Origin of the sequence: Polyangium sp. y55x31, from assembly GCF_029946505.1 — a bacterium.
GTDB lineage: Bacteria > Myxococcota_A > Polyangia > Polyangiales > Polyangiaceae > Polyangium.
This window is the reverse complement of sequence record NZ_JARZHG010000013.1, coordinates 144,854-162,890: the sequence shown is the minus strand read 5'-3', so window position 1 is coordinate 162,890 and position 18,037 is coordinate 144,854. Positions and strand designations below refer to the sequence as shown.

General features: G+C 69.3%; 16 protein-coding genes. 7 read left to right on the top strand and 9 right to left on the bottom strand.

Features of this window, described 5'->3' with window-relative positions; translation table 11 throughout:
- Positions 1 to 82 precede the first annotated feature (82 nt).
- Entirely contained in the window at positions 83 to 1,084 is a 1,002-nt protein-coding gene (gene bla, locus QHF84_RS23385; protein ID WP_281315601.1) for a class A beta-lactamase, read from the bottom strand.
- A 127-nt stretch (positions 1,085 to 1,211) separates the two neighbouring features.
- Between bla and QHF84_RS23380 the strand changes: the two genes are divergently transcribed.
- Both QHF84_RS23380 and QHF84_RS23375 read left to right on the top strand, forming a co-directional pair.
- Positions 1,212 to 1,712 (top strand): hypothetical protein, encoded by a 501-nt coding sequence (locus QHF84_RS23380; protein ID WP_281315600.1) that lies wholly within the window; start codon positions 1,212 to 1,214, stop codon positions 1,710 to 1,712.
- A gap of 10 nt (positions 1,713 to 1,722) precedes the next feature.
- Entirely contained in the window at positions 1,723 to 2,175 is a 453-nt protein-coding gene (locus tag QHF84_RS23375; RefSeq protein WP_281315599.1) for a YetF domain-containing protein, read from the top strand.
- A 19-nt stretch (positions 2,176 to 2,194) separates the two neighbouring features.
- On the opposite strand, the gene QHF84_RS23370 is transcribed toward QHF84_RS23375, so the two are convergent.
- On the bottom strand, positions 2,195 to 3,022 hold the full coding sequence (locus QHF84_RS23370) for a hypothetical protein (protein ID WP_281315598.1): 828 nt from the start codon (positions 3,020 to 3,022) through the stop codon (positions 2,195 to 2,197).
- 379 nt (positions 3,023 to 3,401) lie between these two features.
- On the opposite strand from QHF84_RS23370, the gene QHF84_RS23365 reads away from it, so the two are divergent.
- From QHF84_RS23365 to QHF84_RS23355, 3 genes are all read left to right on the top strand, one after another.
- Positions 3,402 to 4,634 (top strand): trypsin-like peptidase domain-containing protein, encoded by a 1,233-nt coding sequence (locus QHF84_RS23365; protein ID WP_281315597.1) that lies wholly within the window; start codon positions 3,402 to 3,404, stop codon positions 4,632 to 4,634.
- Between the two features lie 112 nt (positions 4,635 to 4,746).
- Positions 4,747 to 7,596, top strand: coding sequence for a tetratricopeptide repeat protein (locus QHF84_RS23360; protein ID WP_281315596.1), 2,850 nt, complete (start codon positions 4,747 to 4,749; stop codon positions 7,594 to 7,596).
- A gap of 211 nt (positions 7,597 to 7,807) precedes the next feature.
- Positions 7,808 to 8,398, top strand: coding sequence for a hypothetical protein (locus QHF84_RS23355; RefSeq protein WP_281315595.1), 591 nt, complete (start codon positions 7,808 to 7,810; stop codon positions 8,396 to 8,398).
- Here the strand turns inward: QHF84_RS23355 and QHF84_RS23350 are convergent.
- Complete coding sequence (locus tag QHF84_RS23350) at positions 8,386 to 9,417, bottom strand: Rieske 2Fe-2S domain-containing protein (RefSeq protein WP_281315594.1); 1,032 nt, start codon at positions 9,415 to 9,417, stop codon at positions 8,386 to 8,388. The genes QHF84_RS23355 and QHF84_RS23350 overlap by 13 nt on opposite strands.
- 45 nt (positions 9,418 to 9,462) lie before the next feature.
- Between QHF84_RS23350 and QHF84_RS23345 the strand changes: the two genes are divergently transcribed.
- Positions 9,463 to 10,512, top strand: a complete 1,050-nt coding sequence (locus tag QHF84_RS23345) for an AraC family transcriptional regulator (RefSeq protein ID WP_281315593.1) — start codon at positions 9,463 to 9,465, stop codon at positions 10,510 to 10,512.
- A 40-nt stretch (positions 10,513 to 10,552) separates the two neighbouring features.
- Here QHF84_RS23345 and QHF84_RS23340 read toward each other — a convergent pair whose 3' ends face one another.
- The 6 genes from QHF84_RS23340 to QHF84_RS23315 form a co-directional block, all read right to left on the bottom strand.
- The gene (locus QHF84_RS23340) at positions 10,553 to 11,179 is read right to left on the bottom strand and encodes a hypothetical protein (RefSeq protein ID WP_281315592.1); all 627 of its coding nucleotides are present in this window, start codon (positions 11,177 to 11,179) and stop codon (positions 10,553 to 10,555) included.
- A 187-nt stretch (positions 11,180 to 11,366) separates the two neighbouring features.
- Positions 11,367 to 13,052, bottom strand: coding sequence for a hypothetical protein (locus tag QHF84_RS23335; RefSeq protein WP_281315591.1), 1,686 nt, complete (start codon positions 13,050 to 13,052; stop codon positions 11,367 to 11,369).
- 92 nt (positions 13,053 to 13,144) lie between these two features.
- Entirely contained in the window at positions 13,145 to 13,615 is a 471-nt protein-coding gene (locus QHF84_RS23330; protein ID WP_281315590.1) for an MYXO-CTERM sorting domain-containing protein, read from the bottom strand.
- Positions 13,612 to 14,622 (bottom strand): P1 family peptidase, encoded by a 1,011-nt coding sequence (locus QHF84_RS23325; protein ID WP_281315589.1) that lies wholly within the window; start codon positions 14,620 to 14,622, stop codon positions 13,612 to 13,614. The genes QHF84_RS23330 and QHF84_RS23325 overlap by 4 nt, the downstream gene beginning before the upstream one ends.
- Before the next feature lie 15 nt (positions 14,623 to 14,637).
- A complete protein-coding gene (locus tag QHF84_RS23320) occupies positions 14,638 to 15,855 on the bottom strand; it encodes a P1 family peptidase (protein WP_281315588.1) in 1,218 nt (405 codons plus the stop codon).
- Positions 15,856 to 15,927: 72 nt separating this feature from the next.
- Positions 15,928 to 16,584: a TetR/AcrR family transcriptional regulator gene (locus QHF84_RS23315; RefSeq protein ID WP_281315691.1), complete on the bottom strand. Its 657-nt coding sequence runs from the start codon at positions 16,582 to 16,584 to the stop codon at positions 15,928 to 15,930.
- Between the two features lie 180 nt (positions 16,585 to 16,764).
- Here QHF84_RS23315 and QHF84_RS23310 point away from each other — a divergent pair, with 180 nt between their 5' ends.
- Positions 16,765 to 18,030, top strand: a complete 1,266-nt coding sequence (locus QHF84_RS23310) for a hypothetical protein (protein WP_281315587.1) — start codon at positions 16,765 to 16,767, stop codon at positions 18,028 to 18,030.
- The last annotated feature ends 7 nt before the right edge of the window (positions 18,031 to 18,037 follow it).

Here is an 18,037-nt window from a genome sequence, read left to right as displayed (position 1 = left end):
CTGGGAATCACGAGGGACGCTGGGTATTGCGCCAGAATGCGCCATTGGCATTGTGACATTCTGAGCCACACGAACCACTTGCTCATTGCGGGATCGTCATTGCCCCCACCGCGGCCCGCGCGACGTCGGCGAGGGCTCCTTCGCGTGTCTCCTCCGGCGCGCTTGAATCCGTCAAGAGGGCCACGATCACGAGCTTTCGCCCGTCCGGCAGGCTCACGATTCCGATGTCGTTCGTGGCGCCATTGCGCCCCTCGGTGTCCGCCGACGTCCCGGTTTTATGCGCCAAACGCGCGTCCGGCGGGAGACCGGCGCGCAGCCTGCGAATCCCGGTCTTCGCGCCGTGCATGATGTCGAGGAGGACACGCGTCGAGGCAGGGGTGAGCATCTCGCCGCGATCGAGCTTCAAGAGGAAATCCGCTGCGGCCTCGGGCGTGGTCGTATCACGTGGATCCCGCAGGTACGCATCAAAAGCGCGCAGTTGTTCGTCCTTCGGTAGCCGTTCGATCGCGGCGTCCATCCCCTTGCAGGTGGACATCGCGGGCTCGTACGCGGCGAACCCGTGGAACTGGAGCTGCAAATCCCGCTCGTATCGATCGACGCGCATCCCCGTCACGCCCGATCGGGAGAGCAGGGCATTGACGCTGTCGGGTCCGCCAATTTGATGCATGAGCACATCGGCGGCCGTATTGTCGCTGATGGCCACGGATTGCGTGAGGAGGTCGAGCAGCGAGAACGATTGCGCCTCGCCCTGAAACGCCTCCGCGAGCGGGCTCCAGCAAACGCTGAGGTCGTCGCGGCGCACCTCGATCTTCGTGTCGAGCGCGAGCGCGCCCGCGTCCACGCGCGCGAGCACCGCCGCGGCGAGCGGCGCCTTGAACGTGCTTTGCAGGGGAAAACGCTCGCCGGCATGATGCACCCATCGCTGCCCCGAGCTCGGCTCCACCACGGCGACGCCGAGCCGCCCCCCCGAGCGTGCTTCAGCCGCAGCGACGTCCCGTTCGAGGCGCGTGACGTCGAGCGCGCGCGGCGTGGCGGCGCAAGCAGAGAGGAGAAGAGCGGCGGAGAGGAGCGACAAACGTTGCATGATCCGCGACGAACGCAGAAGGCGGGCGCCGTATTCCCGCGCCGGCGTACGTCGAGGACGCCCCCCGGACAAACCGAGCGATTGACGCGCGCGCGGCCAGGTCCAAGGTACGGCCGCAGGGGGAGCCGTGGTCGAAATCAAGCGGACGGGCGATCTCGAAACGAGCGAGGACCTCGCATTCGAGCGCACGACCAGGCGCGTCCGCAGCGTCGGCAGGGCTCTGCTCTACGTGTTCGTGCTGCTCGCCGCCGCGGGTCTCTTCGGAGATGGCCCCTTGAGCCACGCCCTCGCCGGCGACGAATCCGGTTTTTTCGTCCGGTACGAGCGCTTCGCACGCGTGGACGGCATGATTCGTTTCGAGATTCACCCGCGCGCCCCGAGCGCCGCCGCCCCGCGCCGCATCTTCGCCTCGGAGGCCCTCTTCGAGCACGGCCACGTGGAGCGATTCGTCCCCGAACCCTCGTCGGTCGAGATCGCCGCGGATCGAAGCATCTTCACGTTCCCGCGCATGGAAGCGGGGGGCCTCGTCGTGCTCGTGGTGCGACCCTTGCGCCCCGGACTCCTCCGCTTTTCCCTCGGCGAGGAGGGCAGCCCCGCGCTCGACCTTTCGCTCTTCGTGTACCCGTGAGGCCGTGGCCATGAACCTCGTCTTGCGCGCCGTCTGCGTTTACATGGCCCTCCTCGTCGTCTTCCGCGTCGCGGGCAAACGCGCGCTCGTGACGGTGACGACCTTCGATTTCCTGCTCCTGCTCATCATCAGCGAATGCACGCAGCAAGCGCTGCTCGGGCAGGACTACTCCGTCACGGGCGCCATCATCCTCGTGGGGACGCTCGTGAGCCTGGAGCTAGGTTTGTCCTGGCTCAAATGCAGGAGCACGAGGTTCGAGCGGTGGCTCGACGGCACGCCGCTCGTCATCATCGAGGAGGGACGTATCCTGCGCGAGCGGCTCGCGTGGCTGAGCGTCGACGAAGAGGACATCCTCGAGGCGGCGCACGTGCAGCACGGCCTCCTCCGCCTCGATCAGATCCGGTACGCGATCGTCGAGCGAAACGGCGAAATCGCCATCATCCCCTGGCAGGAACGGCGCTGAAAGCCCCTGCCCCACGCGCTCATTCGGCGCCGCCGAGCGCCTGGAGCGTCTTGCTCCACTTCTTCTCGGCCGCGACCTTCTTCGGCGACCGCTTGTCGAAATCCGGCGTCGCGGACGCGGACCAGCCCGCGCTCAGGAGAAGCGTGACGTTCTTGGCCGTCTCGTCGTCGTCTTTGCCGAATCGCACGGCTTCCCAGACCGCGGTCTCGCCTCGGGGGCACGCGTCGGGCTTGATCCCGTGGTCGATGGCGGTTTTGGTGAATTCGTAGCTCCGGCCGAGGAGCGGGCAGCGACGGTGGGACTCGGGCCGGGTCGACTCGCGCATGTCGGCGCCGGCTTCGAGCAGCAAGGCCAGGGCGGGCGCATTGTTGTATTGCGCTGCGCGGCCGACGGCCTCGTCGAGCGCCGAGCGGTCGGGCTTCCCGGCGAGTTCCGCCTTGACGTCGTCGAGATCGCCGTCGGTCGAGTAATAGGCGAGCATGCTCCCGTACGTCATGGTGAGCGCGACGACCTGGAGCCCGCGGCCGACCATGACGAGCAGGGCGAATGCGCCGAGGAGGATACCGGCCCGCAAGAGCGGCTTGCCTTTGGCCTCGCTGAACTTGCGGCGCACGAACCCGCCGAAGACCGTGAGCGCCAGGATGAGCACGCCGGCCGCCGCGACGCCTGCGACCTCGTCCCAGTGCTTCGGCAGCGGTGTGCTCGTGCCATACACCGAGAGCGCGAGATTGAGGTCGAGCGCGGTGTTGAGCACGCCGACCAGGGCGACGAGCACGCAGGCCCCGCCGATGAGGATCCCAAAAAGCCCGACGATCCCCACGTCCGATGATGTCTTCGACTCCGCCATGCGCCGCTCCTCGTTCGTCGAGCGGCACTTATCGCAGAAAGCCGGGCGGATGGGAACAGGTGTCCGCGGCGAGACGCGCCGCCCGCTCGGCCTTCGCGGGCGGGCTCCCGCGGCGACCTTCTCGGTCGTCCCCAGCGAGGACGATTAAATATCGTTAATGTGCGCTCCTCGCGCCGAGCCCTAGCATCTCCGGCACGCCCCGGAGCCGTCCCCGGGGTCGCTCTTGCCGGAGACGATCCTCATGTGGAACCCCACCCGAGAATGCACCCTCGATACCTCCCCCGCGACGCGCCTCGCGAGGTCGTTGGCCGCCGCCTTGGCCGCCGCCATTTTCGCGTCTCCCACAGGGGCCCGCGCGCAGACCCAGGGCGAGGATGCCGTGACCGAGCCTGCCTCCCCGCCCCCCGCGCCGGTGCTGACCGTCGCGTCTCCACCGCTCGCAGTGCTCCCCGCCCCACCCGCGGCTCCCACGAGCCCCTCGGAGAGCGGCACATGCGGCAAGGAAGGGCTCGGGCGTGTCGCGGAAGCAGCGCGGCGCGGTACGGTCCGTATCACCACGCATACGAGCTGGGGCGCAGGGTTTTTGCTCGACGACACGCATGTGGTGACCCATGCCAGCCTCGTGGAGCGGCCGTTCAAGTTGCGCGTCCATGCCCGCGACAATCTGTCGATCGGCGCGAAGGTCGTATTCATCGACGCATTCGAACGTATCGCCATCCTGGAGCTCGACGCGCCCATCCCTGGAAGGGCGCTCGAGCTCGCGACGTCGGCGCCCGTGATCGGCAGCGAGGCCGTCGCGATCGGCATCTCCGTCGACTTCGGCACGCGTGAAGAGCGCTTCCCGGCCCACCGCCGGGGCGTCGTCAGCGACCGCGACGACGACCTCTTGTCGCTCGACTTCATTGTCGGGACAAACCACATCGGCGGCCCGCTCCTCGACTGTCAGGGCCACGTGATCGGCATCATCGTCCCCTCCCCCTTGGTGCGCGTGGGGGAGGCTCCGATGAGTCACGCGGTCCCGGTCGGAAAAATACGGGAGGCAAGCGCGAGCGTGGGAAAGAAGCCGTACCAAAGCAAACCTGGCATGAACCTCGGGTTCGAGACTGCGTTCGCGAGTCAATTCGAGCGTGGCAGGGGATTCGTCGGCGGAACGCTGGGCATATCGATACTCTTCGCCGACCAGTGGGAGTTCGTGCCCCGCTTCGGCGCCTTCGCAGAGGTCTCCCCGAAGGGCGACATCAACCTGCCCCTCGGGCGGACGGACACGGCGCGGCTCGTGGGTGACGTGCGCATCGGATACCGCATTCCGCTGGTCTCGGCGCCCGCGACGGTCTCGCTCGTTCCTTCGATCGGCGCCGGCTGGAACTGGGAGCTCACGCAGGAAAAAACCTACAGCCTCGAGCTCGAGAATCCGACGTGCATGAACCAGACGGCGCCGTGCTCCTTTCGAATGATCGAGAACCAGCAGGAGTCCTGGAAACGAGCTGACGTCTTGTTCGTGGGCCTGGGCGTGCACGTGAACGTCCTGACGTTGGGGTACGAGCTGCGCGTGGTGCCGTCGCCGGACGTGAAGTTCATCCATCAGCTCTCGCTGGGAATTGCGACCTATTGAAGGCGCGAAGGCGCCGCCCCGGAGCTCGGCCATCGGCCCCCGCGCGACCCACTTAACGATTTTTAACGCCTGTTTCGCCGTCGTCGGGCTCGGGGTGGTATCTTGTCCGCCCGTGACGATCCAACCGCCCGGTACGTCGGCGCGTGGCGCCTTCATCGGGCGCGGGCGGGAGCTCCGCGCGCTCGGCGAGCGCATCGATGCCGGCGCTCGGCTCGTGACCATCACCGGCGCCGCCGGCATGGGCAAGACACGCCTCGCCCTGGAGTGGGCCGCGTCGGCTCTCGCCACGCGCGACGGGGCGCGCCTCTTGTTCTGCGATCTCAGCGAGGCAAAGGGGATCGACGACGCGTGCGCGGTCCTCGCCCGCGCGCTCGACGTGCCCCTCTCCGCGGGAGGCACCGCCGACGACGTGGTGGCGCAGCTCGGGCGCGCCCTCGCGGAGCCGCCGGGGAGCGTGGTGATCCTCGACAACCTGGAGCAGCTCGTCGACGTCGCCCCGCGAATGCTGGGCCCCTGGCTCTCGTTCGCTCCCCGCGCGCAGCTCGTCGTGACCTCGCGCGAGCGGCTCCGGCTCGACGGCGAGGTGTCCCTCGGGCTCGAGCCGCTCGGCGTGCCGCCCGCAGAGGAGCGATCGCTCTGCGCGATCGCCTCGTCGGACGCCGTCGAGCTCTTCGTGGCGCGGGCGCGGGCCGTGCGCTTCGACTTCGAGCTCACCGAGGCCGATGCCGAGAGCGTCGCCGCGATCGTCCGGCGCGTCGACGGGATCCCGCTGGCGATCGAGCTCTGCGCGGCGCGGATGGGCGTGCTCGCGCCGGGGCAGATCCTCGATCGGCTCGCGCGCCGCTTCGAGCTGCTCGTGACGGGCGCCCGCGGCGCGCCCGCACGCAAGGCGACGCTGCGCGGGGCGATCGACTCGTCGTGGGATCTCCTCGCGCCGTGGGAGAAAGACGCGCTCGCGCAGTGCTCGGTGTTCACCGGCGGCTTCTCGCTGGATGCCGCGGAGGCGGTGCTCGATCTCGGCGCCGGGCACGAAGGCGGTGCGCCGCCGATCCTCGACGTGCTCCAGTCGCTGCACGACAAATCCTTGATCCGCGCGTTCGATCTCCATCCGCCGGGCTCCGCGGGCGAGCGCCGCTACGGCATGCTGGAAAGCCTGCACGCATATGCCGAGGAGCGGCTCGACGAGCTCGGCGGCAAGGAAGCCGCCGCCCGGCGCCACGCGGCGTACTTCCTCCGCATGGAGGGCCCGCGGGAGGCCACGCTCCCGAGGGTGATCGACGTTCGCCGCGCCTCGCTGGAGGCGAGCAACCTGATCGCCGTGTGCACGCGCGCGCTCGCGCGGCGGCCGCTCACGCCCGAGGACGCGGAGGCTGCCCTGCGCGGGCTCTTGCTGCTCGAACCCGTGCTCCTCCTGTGCGCCAAAGGCCGTCTGGAGCCGTACGTGGCGATGCTCGATGCCGCGCTCGAGGCCGCGTCCGCCCCGCCGGCCTTGCGCACGCGGGCCCTCTACACACGAGCGATTTCGGACCTGCTCCGAGGACGGGTGCTCGACAGCTTCCTCGGCTTTCAGCGGGCGCTCGACGAAGCGCGCGCGGCGGGCTCGCGCGCCGACGAATGCCTCGCCCTCACCAAGCTCGGGCTGATGTTCGATCAGGCAGAGCGCCCGGACGACGCGCGGTCGTGTTTCGATCGAGCGCGGGCGATCGCCCTCGATCTCGATGAAGCGTCGCTTCACGCCGACTGGATGCTCACCTACGGCGGCGCGCTCAATTGGCGGGGACGGGCGACGGAGGCCCTCGGGTACGTGGAGCAGGCGGCCGCAGGCTTCCACGCCGCCGGCGATCGGAGGGGAGAATCCCTCGCCCTGGCGCAGGTCGCCCTCGCGCGCTTGAGCCTCGGCCGGCTCGATGAGGCCGAGCTCGCCGCCGACCAGACGCTCGCCCTGCTCCAGGAAGACCGGCGCACCGAGGGCTACGTGCTCGGCATCCTCGGGCGCGTGCAGCAGGCGAGGGGCCGGTTCGACGAGGCGCGCGAAAAGCTCGGGGCCGCGCTCTCGATCCACCGCGCCGTCGGCGATCGGTGGTCGGAGGGCGTGCTCCACGGCTACCTCGGCGACGTCGCGTTCGAGGAGGGCCGACTCGACGACGCGCGAGCCGCGTACAGCGAAGCCCTCGCGCGGCTCCACGGCACCGGGGAGCGGCACTATTCGATCGTTTTTCTGGCCGCGCTCGGAGCCGTCGAGGCCGGGCTCGGCCACGAGGGCACTGCGGCGCGCCACTTCGAAGACGCGGCCGAAAGGCTCGGCGGCGGGCGCGTGCTCACGACGAGAATCGCGGTGGAGCTGCACTCCGCCCACGCGGAGGCCTCTCGCGCGCGCGTCGCCGCGGCGGCGGGTGATGAAACGGCCGCGGAGCGACATCGTCTCGCCGCCGCCGCGCCGATTGCCATGGCCCAGGCGCCGGCTCCCGACGGCACATTCGCGCCGGCGGGCTGCTCGGCGGACGTTCGCCTCGCCGTGCGCCTGCTCGAACGCGCGATCGCCCTGCCCGCAGCTTCGGCGGGAACGCCCGGCGATCGGCCCCCGCCGGCGATGACGAGGCTCGTCGTGGGCCCCGACGCCCGCTGGTTTCGCATGCAGGATCGCCCCCCGGTGCCTTTCTTGAAGGCGAAGGCGGCGCGCCTCGTGCTGGCTTTCCTCGTTCGCGCGCGCATCGACGCTCCGGGGCGGGCCGTCCCGCTCGCGGAGCTCTTCGAGGCCGGCTGGCCCGGGGAACGGATCCCGCCCAAGGCGGCGGCGAACCGCGTCTACGTCACGCTCACGAAGCTCCGAAAGCTCGGCCTTGGAGCGCTGCTGCAGAGCCGCGATGACGGCTTCTTGCTCGATCCCACGGCGGTCGTCCTCGAATCGCTCGACCCCGGGCAGCCGCCGGGCATGCCGGGCGCCGATATCTGCAACGAATAGGCGACCGCCCGGGCTGCCGGAGCCGCTTAATTATTTTTAATTCGACACGATAGCCCCGGTCGCGCCGTTCCGGGCGGCTCGAAATGCTGTAGAACGGTCGGGAAATCCAGGGTGAGCGCGGCATGTGTCTGGTCCGCGCGTCGACGCCCTGTCATCCCGTCGAGGTATCATGCGTACTTGGCCGATTGTCGCAGGATTGGTTTCCCTTGGCGTGGCCCTCGTGGCCGCACCCGCGCCCGCGGTCGCCGACGTCCTCGTTCCCAACGCTCCCGATACGAACGGCATTCGGGCGATCGGGAAGGGCATCAAGGAGATCGGGGCCGAGAGCCTCCTCGTGCTCAATTACAGCAAGGAGGGCAGCGCCTCCTCGGTCCGGACCACGAACATCACCGGGGTCTCGTTCCGCTATTTCATCATCAACAACCTCAACCTGGAGCTGAACGCCAGCTACTTCTACAAGGGCGACAACGCCGTCGCGCGGCAGGGCGGCCTGGTCACCCTCGGGGGGAATTACCTCATCAACATCGGACGAGGGTTGTTCCTCAATCCCGGCATCGCGGGCGGCGGCTTCTACGGCAAGCAGCCCATCAAGGATGCGCCGCCCGGCACGCCGTCGCTGACGCTGGTGGGCGGCGCCGCGCGGCTCGGCTTCGGGCTCTCGTTTTATGCGAGCCCCAAATTCAACTTGTTCGCGAGGCCCGAGGCGGTCCTCTTCATCGGGAAGGTGGGCCAAGGCTCCACCGAGACCTCGCTCCTCAACATCGACGGCGGCTTCAACGTCGGGATGAATTACGTGTTTTGATCCGGGGAGGCGACGCCCGCCGCGTCGCGCGCCGCTCGGGAGAACAGCTTGTGCCATTGCGCGATCCCGAGGTCCGCGCGGACGAGCTTATGCTCCCGCACGTCCGGCACGCGCGGCGACGTCGACATCAGCATGCGCCGATCGTCGGGCTGCACCAGCGCGAACTCCGTCCACAAGGAGAGCGCCGCGAGGAGCTTGCCCACGACGGGCAGCTCCACGAAATACCGCGCGAAGATCCACGTCGCCTCGCGATCGACCGGCGTGCACGCGACGAAACCCCACAAACGCGCCCCGAAGCGGAGCAGCAAGAGCCCGGGGAGCCGCGCATCGATCCGCGCGCTGAAACCACGCTTCAGGCCGTCCCCGGGTCTCTGCAGCGTGCCGAACGTGCGCACCGTGTTCCCCTCGACCGTCACCTCGTACGGGTCGAGCCGCGTCCCGAGGCCACGTAAATACCGGCCGTGCGCGAATGGCACGTGATGCATGTCGAGCATCCCCTCCATCACGCGGAGCTGCGGCAGCGGCCACACGGTCTCGTGGTCCCACGCATGTCGATCCGTTTCTGGCAGCTCCGCGAACCACGGCAGCGGAGCCCGTTCCGCGGCTGCGTCCCCGTGCCAAAGCCACACGAGGCCGCGATGCTCGCGCACGTCGTATCGGCGGATCGAAAGGTCCCGGCGGCTCGGTTTGCCTTCGGGCTCGCAGGGCATCGCTGTGCATTCGCCGTCGGTCCCGAAACGAAAGCCGTGATAAGGACACACGAGCTCGCCCGCGACCACGCGGCCAAGGCCGAGATCCGCTCCGCGATGTGGGCAACGCGCGTCATGGGCCACGATTTCGCCGGCCGCGTTTCGCCAGAGGACGAGGGAGCGGCCGAGCCGTCGCATGGTCCGTGGTCGCTCGCGGACGTGACGCGCGGGCGCGATGGGATACCAAACGTCGCGCGGAAGCGGAGGCGCCGCGCCTTCGAGCATCGGGAGCGCGTGTCTTTCGCCGCGCGTCCGTTGTGGCATGTTCATGGGGTCCTCGATGGCCGAGGATGCGCACCCCGAGGACCTTCGTCAGTGACATCGGACGCCAGAAACGCTGACTTCACGCGACATCCGACGCACAGCGCGCGCCTCGCGGGCCGCATCGTCGACGTCGCGGCGGCGAGCGGGGTCGACGCGGCGGCCCTCTGCCGCGCGGCGGGTTTGTCGGGGATGGACCTCGGATCGCCGGGAAATCGCGTGCCCCTCACGTCGATTTACACGCTCGTGGAGAACGCCGCGGCCGCGGTCGGCGCGCCGCTCTTCGGCGTGAAGGTCGCGTCGGGCGTCGATGTCGAGATCTTCGACGTGCTCGGCTTCCTCGTGCTCACGAGCCCCACCTTCGGCGTCGCCATGGAGCGCATCCTGCGTTATCAGCGCCTCTGGAACGACGGCGAGCGGTATTCGCTCGTCATCGAGGCGCGCTGCGCGCACCTGCGTTACGAGCCTTTCGGCGCGCCACGACCCGCGCATCGCCTCATGGCCGAGATGTTCGCCTTCGACGTCGGCGTGAACGCGCCGAAGCTCGTCGCGCCGCCGGCCTCCCCCCTGGCCATCCGATTTCGGGGCGAGCCGCCACCCGACCACGCCGCCTACGAGGCCGTATTCGACGCGCCCGTGAGCTTCTCGTCCCCGATCGACGAGGTCGTCCTCCCCGCCGACATCTTCGAAAGGCCCATGCCGCTCGCCAACGAGGCGATGCACGCGTATTTCCAGCGCCACGCCGACGCAGCGCTCGCAGAGCTCGGCCCCGACGCCTCGCTGCTCGCCCGATTGCGCACGTTCATCGCCGATCGCTTGCCCGAGGGCTCCGCCTCGCTCGCCTCGGCCGCGGCCGCGTTCGGCATGAGCGCTCGCACGCTCCAGCGGCGGCTGCGCGCCGAGGGCACGTCCTTCGAAGACCTCGTCGACGGCGTACGTCGTGCCCGCGCCATGGCCTACCTCGACGCGCGCGTCTCCATTGCAGAGGTCGCCTATCTTCTGGGTTATGCCGAGCCAAGCGTGTTTCACCGCGCATTCAAGCGGTGGACGGGGATGTCTCCCGAAGCGTGGCGGGCGGCGAACACGCGTGGGACGTCGCGCTGAAGCCCGGCGCGGCGGCGAGGCCCGCGGCCCTCGAGCAAAGCTAGCTCGGCAGCGGCCCTTCGTTCTCGAGGTGCTTCTGCAAAAGCCCGAGCTTGTTCCGCGCGGAGAGGACCTGCTGCCGGAGCGATTCCGCCTCGCGCGAGAGGTCATGCGCTTCGGCCTCGCGCGCGTCCTGCATGAGCTGCTGCGCGCCCTCGACCACGGCGCCGAGCCCTTCGAGCGCCTGCGCGATCGAGGCCCGGAGCTCCGTGCGATCGGAGCCGTCCCCGGGCTCGCGCTTGACCGACGCGGCGCGCTGCATGATCACGTTCACCTCGGCCGCCCGCGCGCCGAGCTGCGCGAATCGCTCGCGCAGCTCCAAAAATCGCGCGGCGCGCGCGTCGATCTCCACCACGCGTGCGTTGATCGTCGCCGCCGCGGCGGCCTGACGGTCGCGCGCGGCGTTCACGGCCTCGACGAGCGACTTCAGGTGCTCGGCAAAACGCGCTTGCGAGGCCGCGGCCTCGCTCGTGGCCCGCGCCGCCTGCTCGAGCCCCTTCTGCGAGTTCAGCGGCGCCCGCCCGACCCCTGCGGCGAGATCCTCGAACCGCCGCAGCTCTTGCTCCAGGGACAGCGCTGCCGCTGCAAGCTCGCCTCCCTCGCCTCGACGACGATCGTCCTTGCTCATACGACGAGCATACCCACGTACGCATGCGGCGCGCCACAGCCCATGCGCGGCGCGCGCACGCGAGGGGGCGCGGGCGGCCACGCCCTCGGCGGTTGTCGCGGCCGGGTGAACGCTTCGCGCTCATCATGCGTCCGCGCAACCGAGCGTTTGTGTCCGTTCAAAACTTCGTTTGTCCCGCTCGAGCGTGCTATGGGCTGCTGCAGCCGAACGAACGCTCGTAGGACACGCCGTTTCGCTCGCCCTGCGCGTGGCCGTGGGTGGCCGCGTCGGCGAAGACCACATCCACGTCGCTCGTCCCGTTCTCGCAGCCCGAGAGCATGAGCGACTCGCGATAATGAGCCACGAGCGGCGAGGCCACGATCGCCCTCTGGACGCCGTCGAGGGTGGAGCAGCCGTCGCTCGAATACCCTGTGTACTGGACGATGAACTCGCCGGCGAGCATGTCACCCATGAAGGAGATCGTCGCCGTTCCCCCGTGCGGGCCTTGCAGCGTCTGCTGCTGCACCGTGGGGCTCAGCGGAGACGGCAGGTCCGCGAGCCGCGGGGCCCAGGCAGGGATCACCATGGGCGAGGGCGGGTCCACGTTCGCCGGCGCGCCCTGGATCATGCCCACCCGCAACCGCGTCGTGTTCGGGTCGTCCTCGCGGCGCTCCCCGTTCACGAACCTCTGACCATCACGCGACCAGGTATTGCCGCCCCCGCCATCGCCGATCCACCCCTCGTCATGGTCGCCGACGGTGGTCGCGCCGTTCTCTGTGTCGGTGCAATTCAGATCGAGCAGGTGGGGCACGAGGCGCGAGCGCTTGGGCCGCAGGGCGGGGAGGGCATTGCCGCGCGGCAGGTAGTAATTCGTGATCGCCCCGATGACGGCGTAATCGAAGAGCGGCGGCCTGGGCAGCGCAGCCAGCGACGCCAGCACGTTGCCCCCTCGGCTGCGACCTCCCGTCATGTACCGCCCCCCCGGAAAGAGCTGGCCGCCCTCGTCCCAGTCCGCGTCGCGGGTGAGACGCAGGACGCTGCCTGACGCGAGATCCATGAGGAACCAGTCGAGGTTCATGGAATCACCCAGCGTCCCGGCGAAGGCCAGTGTCGTTCCGTCATGAGATACGGACTTGGCCTCGTACCATGCCGAAGCCACGGAAAGCGCACCAGCATCGCCGCTGCCCGAGGGCGCAGGCGGATTCAGGACGCGCGCTTCACCGATGGTGTAGCTCTTCGCCCCTTGAACAATCGGGGCGGCGAGCATGAAGTAGCCGTCCGGGCGAATCCTCGTCCAGACGAACGTCGAGCCGTCCGGCGAGAGCTTTGGCACCCGGTCCTGGAGCTTGATGCCGCCCGGGAAACCCTCGATCGGGCGGATCGTGACATTGTCGCAGGCGGCGATCGACGGCGCGCACGCGGCGACGTAATAGGCGAGCTGCCCCATCGTATCGTTCTCACCCGACTGGACGATGAAGCGCTTCCCATCGGGGAAGGCCTGGCCCGGGACGAAATCGGGCACAGCGTCGAACGCGGCATTGCACGAGATGCAGCGGAACCCGGAGCCGTCGGTGAGGATGTATCCTATCTCGGTTCGATTCGTCGTCGCATCCGTATACTGGAAGAGCACGCCCGATGCAGCGTCGGGCACAAAGCCCGAGGTACGTGGACGCAGGACACCGGCGGGCATGGGAATCGTCGTGGTCTCGACCTCCGGCCCGCAGGTGCTGCCCGTCGCGCCCTGGCTGTCCGTGTCGCTGGATACAAGGCCGGGCGCGGTCGCCCCAATCCCCTCCGGAACCCCGCTGCCATTGCAGGCCAGCAGTGGAACGCAAAGCGTGAAGGTGAGCCATCGCCGTACGCGCACATCACTCGCTGAATTCAGCGTCGTCATTCGAGCCTCCGTCACCCGTGAAAACCACGTGGGAGGCATGATGCGGCATCGATGTTGAGGAAACGTTGAGCGCGCCCCGAAAACCGCCTCGGCTACTCGCAGGCCGAGTCCGTTCGAGGAGCCGTGACCCGGGCCATCCGACGACGCCGCGCCAACGCAATGCCCAGGCCGGCCGCGAACACGAAAAGCCCCGCGCCCTCCGCGGCCCCGGCCGTCGTACACCCGCCGCAGCCGCCGCCGACCACGCGTGTCTCGGGCTTCACGCCCGCCGGGCAGAAGAAGACCTCATCGCCGGCTCCCATCTTGTGACGACAAGCCTCCGCGAGCCCTTTTTCGCGGAGGGGGCCGGCACAGCTCTCGAATTCCGGCTGGTTGCCGGGCTCCCGACCATAATGCCAGTAGCATTTCTGACAGCCGAGCCCGTCGGCGTCGCAAACGTCGCGTGGCCCCGCCACGTCGGCCGCGGCGAGGGCGGTGAAGGTCGAGATCACGATGACGAGCAGTGTCGAGAAGAAGATGCGCACGCGCGCCTTGTAGCCCATGGCGTGGAAACCGTCGATCACCTCTCGGACTTACACTCGGCTTCCGCTCGACGTCCGGTCAATGCAAGGGACGCCACGATCTCCGCGGGCGCCTTCTCGACTGCGCGCCCCTTCCGCCCCATCACCGCCGTCGCTTCGCCGAGCGCCTTCCCCAGCGCCGCACGCGCCGCGCGCGCCGCCGCGTCGAACAGCAGACCGAGCCCGTCGTCCCCGAGCCTGCGCGCCTCGTAAAGCCGCCCCGGCGGCGCCGTGAGGGACCCGTCGATCGCATTCGCCACCGAAAACGCGAGCGCGAGCCGCCCCTCCTCGCCGCCGATCGCCACGGCCGCGTCGATCCCGCGCAGGGCCGCCTCGCCCAGCAATCGAAGCTCCGCGGAAAAGAGCGGCGCGTCCGTCGCAATGATCGCCACGAATCCAGGTGAAACGGCGCGCGCGGCGCCCGCAGCTCGTGGCGCCCCGCCATTGGCCGCGAGGAGCACGCCCACCACGAATGCATCGGCGCCGATACGCGCCGCGGCCGACGCATCCCCCACGCCTCCCTTGTATCCGAGGGCCACGAGCCCCCGGCCCACGCCCACACTCCCGCAGGCCGGCACGTCACCACGCGCCGCTTCGCAGGCCGCGAGCACGTCATCGTGTTTTACGCGCCGACGCCGGAGATCGTTCAGATACCCATCGTCGATCCCCACCACGACGGGCGGCCATCCATCGTCGACCGGCAAGTCCGGATCCCGCTTGTGCCCCCGCGTAATCAGCGCGTCGTAGGCCGCGCCCACGCTCGTCGCATTGCAAAGCACGATCGGAGACGCGAATGTGCCGAAATCCTCCGCCACCTCCACGCCCGTCCACGCGAACGCTCCGCCGGCCGCGTACGCGCCGAAGGAAAACTTTCGATGACGCACGGACGGCGGACACGGCAAGACCACGGTCACGCCCGTCTGCACGTCGCCCTCGACCACGGTCAGGTGGGCGACCTCGACGCCGGGGATATCGGTGATCGAATTACGCAGGGTGCGATCGGCCGGCATGGTCTCCCGTGGTTCCTAGCGCCCCGGTATCGGGCGTCCGTACTTGCGCATGATCTCCGGCAGCCGGTCGAGCGGCAATGCGTGGGCCGTATTCCCGTGGATCCCGGTCATCGTCTGGGCCATCGCGAGCGCATTGAGCACGGCCTCTTCCGTGGCCTCGACCGCCGCCTCGTGCGCCGCGCTGATGTGCTCGTCGTTCCAGACGGGCACCACCGTCGACGCCGCGCCGCGCCGCACGCGGACGCCCGTCGAAAAGAAGAGCAGGAGATCGCCCGATCCATGCATCGACACCGCGCCGGTCCGCCCGAGCCCGAGCGCCATTCGCTTCGCGAGGCGGCCGAGCTGCACCGGCGTCATCGGCGCGTCCGTGGCGCCGATGATCAAGATCGATTTCGACTTCCGGCCCTCGTAGGGCATTCCCTCGGGGATCTCTCGCCCCACCGGCACCCCGTCGATGCGGAGCTGCGCCCTCCGGCCGTGGTTCGCCTGCACGAGCACGCCGAGCGTGTAATTCCCCATCGCGGCGGGCAGCCGCCTCGACGCGGTCCCGATGCCCCCCTTGAATTCGTAACACAACATGCCCGTCCCGCCGCCCACGGCCCCCTCCTCGACGGGGCCCGTGCGCGCCGAAAGGATCGCCTCGCGCACGTGCTCCTCCGTGAGGTGTCGTCCCTCGGCGTCGTGCAGGAACGCCGCCCAGGTCTCGCCCACGATCGGCGTGGGCACGGGCGCGCTGTCACCGATTTCCGGGTATCTTTCGAGCATCCACGCGAGCGCCCCGTCCATCACGCGGCCGATGTTCGAGGTGTCGGTAAGGAAAATCGGCGTCTCCAGAAGGCCGTGCCGATCGAGCGTGGAGACGCCCGTGAGCTCGCCATTGCCGTTCAGCGTGAAGCGCGCCGCGGGGACATTGTCCCGAAAAACGTCGTCGCCTGGCAAGATCACGGTCACGCCGGTGCGGATCGGCCCGCGGCCGGGCACGAGCGGGCCTTCGCCCTCGATACGCGTCAAGTGCCCCACGCGCACGCCGGGCACGTCGGTGATCGCATTCCAGCGGCCGGGCGTGAGCGAGCCGATCGCGATACCGAGATCCCGGATCCTCCGGCGAGGCGAAGGCGCGCGGGGCGCCTCGGCCGGTAAAACGCTGCAACCCGCCGCGCTGAGGGCGGCGAGCGCGCCGCCGGTCAGGAGCGCGCGGCGCGAGACTCTCCCGGGGTCGCTCTTCAACGCCATCGCGGCGAGTATGGAGGTTCGTTCCGACATTGGGAAGCTCTTTCACGCGGTCACGGATGGCCCCCCTCGCCATCAGGCACGATCGCGCCGCCGCCGGCCTCGGGCGCGGCTCTCCGCTTCCGGGCGATCGCCGAGGAGCTGCCGGAGGAGCAGGCGCGCGAACGACGCGGCCCCCCTGGGCTCGTGGAGGTTCTCGGGGACGAACCCCTCGCAAAGGCGCGGCGCGAGACAGACCATGTGAATGGCGGACCAGAATGCGGCGACGCGGAGGCGTTGCTCTTCCTCCGACCCCGCCGGTAAGACGGAGCGTACGCGACGGAAAAACCCTTCAAGGAAGTCGCGATACCCCTGGACGGCCGGGCCCGTGTAATCCTGGCGCGCGATGGCGTCGTGCAGGTGCGCCGCGCTGATGCGCGGGTACCGGACCGCATCCGGCAAGAGCTCCGGGACGAAACGCTCGAGCGCCGCGCGGACGTCTCCGCCTTCGGCCTCGACGAGCGCGTCGAGCTCGCGGAGCTGCCCCCCGAATGCATTCTCCAGCGTGCGCGCCAGCACCACCTCGACGAGCCGCTCTTTGCTGCCGAAATAGTAGTTGATCGCGGCCACGTTCACGCCCGCCTGAAGGGCGATCGCGCGCACCGTGAGGGCCTCGATCCCTTCCCGCTCGACGACCTCGATCGCGGCCTCGATGATCCGCTCGCGCGCGCCGCGGCCCTGCTCGCTCTCCATCACGGCCCCCGGTCTTAGCCCAGATCCCGCGAGGCGGTCGAGCCCCCCCGCGCCCTCTCTGCCGCGACCCGCGTCGAAATCCTGCTCCGTGTTGAACGAACCCTCCGTCTCAAACAACTGTTTAAAACAACCGTTTGAACTGCCGCGTCGCAGGGCGCGCGCAGGCGGGAGAGGTGCGTCATGAGCAAAAGAAACGCCTGGAAGAGGCGGGAGTATGGGATCGTCTTCGTGGGATGCCTGGCCCTCGTGGTGCCTGCATGCGGCGCCGAGCCGGAGCCCGCGCCGACGTGGTATCGAGACATCCAGCCATTGGTCGAGCGATCGTGCGCCGCGTGCCACGACGGAAGCGGCGTGGGTCGGGTGAACCTGCGTGATACCGCGACGGCGCGCGCGCTCGCGGGCACGATGGCCGCGCGGGTGGAGTCGGGCGAGATGCCGCCTCCCGCGCTCGATCCGTCGTGCCGGCCCTATGCAGGCGCCGAGAGGATGTACCTCGGCCCGGACGATCGCGCGCGCTTTCGCGCCTGGGCCGACGCGGGCGCGCCGCTCGGCGATCCGAGCGAGGCGACGGCGAAGCCGGGCGGCGTCACACACATCGACGACCCCGACCTCGTGCTCGAAATGCCCGAGGCCCACGAGGTCGCTCCGAACGACGACGGCAATGAATACTGGTGCGTGGTCCTCGACAATCCGCTCGCCGCGCCCGCGTGGATCCAGGCGATCGAGGCGGTGCCCGGCGACCCGCTCGTCGTGCATCACATCGGCCTCTACCGGGACGCGGGTCACGACGCGGGCGCGGGGTACGGTGTCCCGCCGGGCACGAAGGGATTTTCGTGCCGGGATCCGGTGCTGGTGCTCGATTGGCAGCTCCTGCACGCCTTCGCGCCGGGCGTCGGCGTCATGGAGCTGCCGAAAGACACGGGCATCCGGCTCGACCCGGGCGAGCAGCTCGTGCTCCAGATGCATTATTACGCCCCGAAGCCGGGCGCGCTCGATCGATCGGCCTACCGCATGCGCCTCGCGACCGAGGCGCCCGCCACGGAGGTCTTCATGGACGTCTTCGGCCCCGTGCCGTTCACGATCCCCGCGGGCGCCTCGCAGCACGTCGAGCGAAGCGTGATCACGAACGACGGCCCCAAGGCCACGATTTACGGCCTGCTCCCGCACATGCACCTGCTCGGCCGCTCGTATGACGCGTGGCTCGAGGACGACGCGGGCTCTTCCGCGTGCCTCGCGCGTGGCGATTTCGATTTCCACCACCAGGCGCTCTACGTGTTCGACGAGCCAATCCAATGGCAGCCCGGACAGCGCTTCGTCACCGAATGCACCTGGGACAACTCGGCGACCGGAAAAGGGCAAACCCATTTCCCGCCGCTCGACATCGCCTGGGGCGAAGGGACGAACCAGGAAATGTGCTTCATGGTGGCGTACCTGTCACGCCCCTGAAGCACGT